The organism is Aerosakkonema funiforme FACHB-1375 (assembly GCF_014696265.1).
Taxonomy (GTDB): Bacteria; Cyanobacteriota; Cyanobacteriia; order Cyanobacteriales; family Aerosakkonemataceae; genus Aerosakkonema; species Aerosakkonema funiforme_A.
On sequence record NZ_JACJPW010000208.1, the window covers coordinates 1 to 6,393 of the forward strand.

Here is a 6,393-nt window from a genome sequence, read left to right on the forward strand (position 1 = left end):
ATTGAGAATCAGAAGTGGAAACCAGGGACTTGACGGCGATTAAAATCGCCAGGTGCGTTTCATCCCCATGTCTAAAGCCAGGGGCTTTCACGCACGGTTTTCGGTAAAATCAACTAAACAATGGGGTCTTCCGTATTAAGGTTGATAAGTTTAATTAATAGGACGGGAATTAGGGTTATAGGTAAATAACGATGGCGCTCTCGTACTTGAGGTGATAACAAAATCTAATAGATGGTTGGCAAAGCCTGTGGTATGAAGTAAATTCAGATATAAACACTGATAAAGCAGACGATAAACCAATTCAGCTTTCTTTTTTTTAATATAGAGATTGCTGCGAGTTTAAAGGAATTCTCAAAGTGACTATTGCACGATTATCTACCTAATTCTCTACCAGTCGAAGTGGAAAGAGTTTGCTTCCCAAACGCTTAGCGTAGTGAATTCGATGTCGCCGTAGTGCAAGCATCTCACAGCAGCAACTATTAAACTTGAGAAATAGCGCTAAAAAGGTGCGATCGCATCCTCAATCCACCTTGCAGCTACTATGCGAACATGGACGAGAACATCGGCGTGCGATCGCTCATCTATCTGAGCTTCATTAGAATAAGTACAATACCACTAAAAAAGTCTCTCTATGCCAACGTACAAAGGAATGTCAAGCGAAGCCTTTCGCCATCCGCTCGATCGCGAGGCGGAACAAACCTTACGCAGCTTACCGGGTTTCGATATCGCGGCTCGTAAATTTGTCGAATTTTTCTACGAGCGTCCGCAATTTGTCTACCACATGGGTAATAGCATTCAAGTCGGCCCGCGCCAGTATTCTACAGTTTATCAGATGTTTCGCGAATGTGTGCGAGATTTAGACATTTATCCGGAACCAACTTTATTTATCAGTCAGTTTCCCGTATCTAATGCCTATGCCTTGGGACAAGAGCGACCGTCGATCGTACTAAATTCTGGATTGTTGGACTTGATGACGGAAGCGGAACTGCGATCGGTTATCGCTCATGAATTAGGACATATTAAATGCGGTCACACTATTTTAACTCAAATGGCACTTTGGGTGATTAGCACTGCTTCTTTTATTGGGGAATTAACGCTTGGCTTAGGTAATATCATCGGGAGCGGTTTGGTGTATGCGTTTTATGAATGGAAACGCCGCTCGGAATTATCAGCCGATCGCGCCGCTTTGTTACTTTCAGATGATATCAATTCCGTCATGCGAGCGATGATGAAACTGGCTGGCGGTAGTGGCAAGTACAATAACGAAGCTAGTTTGGATGAGTTTATTCGTCAATCGGAAAGATATCAAGAACTCGATGATGATGGATTGAATCAAGTTTATAAGTTTCTGCTTTACAATAATTTGGCTCAAGGTGTATTTCTCAGTCATCCTTTTTTGGTAGAACGCATTATCCACTTGCGCCAATGGTCAAATTCTGATGAATATCGTCAAATTCGTCATGGCAATTATCAACATTCAGCAGGAGAAGGAGCGGTTGATGTTCCATCTCAAACTGGACGCAGCCAAGCAGATGAATTGCGGCGTCAAATTGAGGAGTTGCAACGAGAAATTGACAATTTGAAAAGAAAGTCTGAGTGAGGCTCACTGTTGAGAGCGATCGTTCATTGTTCGTCGTTGCAAAATCGATGCGATGAACTCTGAACTATAAACCAACTGGCAACTGACAAATGACACATCAAATAGTCAATACCCATATTTCAGAAGTAACGGTATACACCAACCAAGCTTTAGTGACGCGGCGCGGTACAGTAAGTTTGACTGGTGAGGAACAAGAATTAATCATCACCGATTTGCCTTTAACTATTCAGACTGATTCAATTCGGGTGAGAGGTGAGGGTATATTGGGAGTGCGTACAGAAACTGTATTTGCCAATGAAGCATTTGGCGAAAAAGTAGGACAACTGAGCAGACAAATTCGGAGTTTGGAGCAGCAAAGACGTACTATTCAAGATCAATTAGATGCGGCACAATTACAGCGTAATTTCGTACAATCATTAAGCGAAAAGTCTTTGGAAGGTTTTTCCGGATTGCTCGCTCCCGCACAGATGAACTTGGATGAAGTGAAGGAGTTAGTAAATTTTTTGGGAGAACAGTATGGGGAGTATGCAAATGCGATCGCACTGCGAGAAAGGCAGGTGCGCGAGTTAGATAGACAATTGGAAATATTTCGCCAACAATTCAAGCAATTACAGCTATCTACTTGCAAAGAAAGTTATACCAGTTATAATGTTATCGTTGCGATCGCTCCTCCAAGTCCGGGAGAATTTCACTTAGAATTGTCCTATCTGGTGACTCGCGCTGGGTGGACGCCGCTTTACGACTTGCGAACTAGCAGTAATGGCGATCGTATCAATCTCACCTATCTGGCAGAAATTAAGCAAAAAACTGGCGAAAATTGGCAAGGTGTCAAACTCACCCTTTCTACAACTAAACCAGCTTTAAATATTCTACCTCCCAAACTCGAACCGTGGTATATTAGCGGTCAGAAAAATAACCAAGCTTCCCGACAAGGTAAGCTTGGTTGTAAGGATGATTTTGCGGAATTAGAAGCTTTATTGGCAGAAGATAATAATGGTTCCAAAAAACAAGATTTACCGCAATTGCAAAAAGTGCTGACGAAAGGAACTAAGTCTGAAGGCGCAGTAACTTTCCGTTTAGCTGGAAACAATGATATTTTTGGTGATGGCGTTGCTCATAAAGTGATAGTATTAAGTGAAAATTATCCTTGTAAAATTGAATATGTCGCGCTGCCAAGGTCGAGCGCTTTCGCGTATTTAGAAGCTACGGTTAAGAATAAATCTAATGGGATAAATTTGCTACCGGGTAAGGCTAATATTTTCCGCGATCGCACTCTTGTTGGCACTACTGATATCGAAAATGTTGCACCCGGTCAAGATTTTAAGCTTAACTTAGGTGTTGACGAAGATTTGCAGATTGAGCGCGATTTACTGGAACGAGAGGTAGAATTAATAGGGAACTATCGGCGCACGACTTACGGTTACAAATTGGTAATTACAAACTTGCGCGATCGCAAAACAACTCTGCGCTTAATTGAGCAATTGCCTGTCAGTCGCGACGAACAAATTAAAGTACGTTTACTCAGTACAAATCCGGAGATTCATCTCGGTGCAATGGGTCAGTTGGAATGGGTGCTGACTCTACCGCGTCAATCTAAACGCCAGCGCAAAATGGAAGTATATTATCAGTTTAGCATAGAACATCCGGCGGAGATAAGTGTAGTAAGTATGGATATTTAGCTGATTTATTAAAAGTAAGGTTGATTTTTTAACGCAGATGAAAACAGATGAACGCAGATAAACGCAGATAAATTTGGATGTTGGTTAAACGGTGAGTGAATTTGGGATATGAGATTTTTTATAAAAATAGTTAAATTATTTTTAGCGTTAGCAATTTTGAGTGTTGCTTTTTATTATAGACAGCCTTTATTCGCTGGAGGGAGATCTCTGGCGTTAGCAGCTATTATAATAGTTGGTGTTGGATTAATTTTAACGGAAATAATCGGTTTCAAGAAAACATTAAGCGCAGTTGCGATATTAGCGATCGCATCTTTAGCTCTCTGCACCGCCACTGGTTTGGAAATCAAATTCAACTTGGCAAAACAAAATGTTTTGAACACAGATATCGCCAAACTGGAAAAATTGGGACAGCATTTTATCGTTGGATACAGGAACTTTGATGAAATCAAAACTTTAGCCTCAAAAAGAGCGATCGGCGGAGTATTTGTCACGGCTAGAAACATTAAAAATAAAAGCAAACAAGAGATACAACAAGAAATTCAAACTTTGCAAGCAATTCGTCGCGCTCAGGGTTTGTCGCCTTTGTGGATAGCGACAGATCAAGAAGGCGGCGTCGTATCTCGCTTATCTCCACCTTTGACTAAATTGCCTCAATTATCAGATGTCCTAGATGGCGCTAAAAATATAGACCAAAAAAAAGATAAAGTAATTCAATATGCCACTACTCAGGGTAAAGATTTATCTGCCATAGGAGTTAACCTCAACTTCGCTCCCGTGGTTGATTTAAACAAGGGAATTATCAGTCCAGACGATAAATTTTCTAAAATTTACCTGCGAGCTATATCAGCAAATAAGGAAATCGTTGCCAAGGTAGCTTTGTGGTATTGCCAAACATTAGAAAAATATGGTGTTCGCTGCACGATTAAACATTTTCCCGGACTGGGAAGAGTAAACACAGATACTCACATTGCTGATGCACAATTGCATACATCAGTAGCAGAATTATCTCAAGACGACTGGGTGCCATTTCGAGAAGTGATGAGCAAATCTTCAGCTTTTACGATGTTAGGACACGCTAGGTTAACGGCGGTAGATAAAGAACATCCGATATCGTTTTCCCAGCAGGCGATCGACGGTATTATTAGAAAGGATTGGGGACACGATGGTGTATTGATTACAGATGATTTTAGTATGCAGGCAGTTTATGGCAGTAAAGATGGATTGGCACTGGCTACAGTTAAAGCGATTAATGCGGGAGTGGATTTGATATTAATCGCTTTCGATAAAGATTTATATTATGAAGCTATGGATGCTTTACTAAAAGCTGAAGAGAGAGTAAAATTGGATAGACAAATGTTGGAGAATAGTCAGAAAAGACTTCAGACTCAATCCGAGTCTATAGGCCATTTTTAATTTTTGGGATAAACATTCGGATTATCTGTGGAAATCAGGGGTTAAATTTTTACCGCAGATGAAGGCAGATAAACGCAGCCTATAGCAGATAACAGCCGATCGCCTTGTACAGATTTCAAACAAGTGTTGTAAATTGTTCTATAATTGGAGGCTGCTGCTAAAAGTCCCCCATCATGTCCGAAGAAGATATCCGCGCCACGCGACTCGAAAAAGTCGAACAACTCAACCAACTGGGATTAAACCCCTACGCCTACCGCTGGGAATGCACCCACCACGCGGCAGAACTGCAAGCAAAATATGCAGACTTAACCAACGGCGAAGAAGTCGATATCGAAGTTGCCGTTGCGGGTCGCATTCTGATCCGTCGCGTTTTCGGGAAACTCGCCTTTTTTAACCTGCAAGACGAAACCGGTACGATTCAGCTGTACCTGGATAAGAACAGAATCCAGGAAAATATGGCAGATATCGATACCGATGCGTTCAATCACCTCAAGCAGCTGACCGATGTGGGGGATATCATCGGCGTGAAAGGGACTATAAAACGGACTGAAAAAGGCGAACTATCCGTTTATGTAAAGCAGTATGCCATTCTCACCAAGTCGCTGCTGCCTTTACCGGATAAGTGGCACGGACTCACCGATATTGCAAAACGCTATCGCCAACGCTATGTTGACTTAATTGTCAACCCCCAAGTGCGGGAAACTTTTCGCCGTCGCGCTAAAATTACGGCGGCAATTCGTCGGTATTTGGACGAAAGGGGTTTTTTGGAAATCGAAACTCCTGTGCTTCAGGCGGAAGCGGGAGGTGCAGAGGCGCGTCCTTTCATCACCTATCACAATACGTTGGAAATTGAACTGTACCTGCGAATTGCTACAGAGTTACATCTGAAGCGGTTGATTGTGGGTGGGTTTGAAAAGGTGTACGAATTGGGAAGAATTTTCCGGAATGAAGGTGTTTCTACTCGTCACAATCCGGAATTTACGACAATTGAAATTTATCAAGCTTACGCTGATTACAATGATATGATGGCGCTGACAGAAGCGCTGATTGCAGGTGCGGCAAAGGAAGTTTTGGGTACTTTGAAAATTACTTATCAAGGGGAGGCGATCGATCTAACTCCGCCTTGGCGTCGCGCCACAATGCACGAGTTGGTGCAAGAACGCACTGGCTTAGATTTTAGCAATTTCCAAACAGTTGAAGAAGCTAGAAAAGCTGCACACGAATTTGGCATTGAAGGATTGGAAGATTGCGAATCAATCGGACATATGCTCAATGAAGCGTTTGAGCAAACAGTGGAAGAAAACCTGATTCAACCTACTTTTGTAATTGATTATCCGGTAGAAATTTCTCCGCTTGCCAAACCACATCGATCGAAACCAGGTTTGGTGGAGAGATTCGAGCTGTTTATTGTGGGACGGGAAACGGCAAATAGTTTCTCGGAACTTACAGATCCGATCGATCAGCGCCAACGTCTGGAAGCGCAAGCGGCGCGTAAAGCAGCTGGAGACTTAGAAGCGCACGGTGTCGATGAAGACTTCCTAACGGCGTTGGAGTACGGGATGCCACCTACTGGCGGTTTGGGAATTGGGATCGATCGTTTGGTGATGCTATTAACCGATTGTGCCAGCATTCGGGATGCGATCGCCTTCCCCCTCCTCAAACCGGAACAAGAATGAGCGGGGGAGCGGGGGAGTGGGGGAG

4 protein-coding genes are annotated in these 6,393 nt (G+C 42.8%); all 4 read left to right on the forward strand.

All coding sequences use genetic code 11. The annotated features are described in order from the left end of the window. Positions 1-631 precede the first annotated feature (631 nt). The 4 genes from H6G03_RS36535 (at position 632) to lysS (ending at position 6,368) form a co-directional block, all read left to right on the forward strand. Positions 632-1,600, forward strand: coding sequence for a M48 family metalloprotease (locus tag H6G03_RS36535; protein WP_190475743.1), 969 nt, complete (start codon positions 632-634; stop codon positions 1,598-1,600). Positions 1,601-1,689: 89 nt separating this feature from the next. Then, the gene (locus H6G03_RS36540) at positions 1,690-3,279 is read left to right on the forward strand and encodes a mucoidy inhibitor MuiA family protein (protein WP_190475745.1); all 1,590 of its coding nucleotides are present in this window, start codon (positions 1,690-1,692) and stop codon (positions 3,277-3,279) included. 108 nt (positions 3,280-3,387) lie between these two features. Then, positions 3,388-4,692, forward strand: coding sequence for a glycoside hydrolase family 3 protein (locus tag H6G03_RS36545; RefSeq protein WP_190475747.1), 1,305 nt, complete (start codon positions 3,388-3,390; stop codon positions 4,690-4,692). 173 nt (positions 4,693-4,865) lie between these two features. After that, on the forward strand, positions 4,866-6,368 hold the full coding sequence (gene lysS / locus H6G03_RS36550) for a lysine--tRNA ligase (RefSeq protein ID WP_190475749.1): 1,503 nt from the start codon (positions 4,866-4,868) through the stop codon (positions 6,366-6,368). Positions 6,369-6,393: the final 25 nt, after the last annotated feature.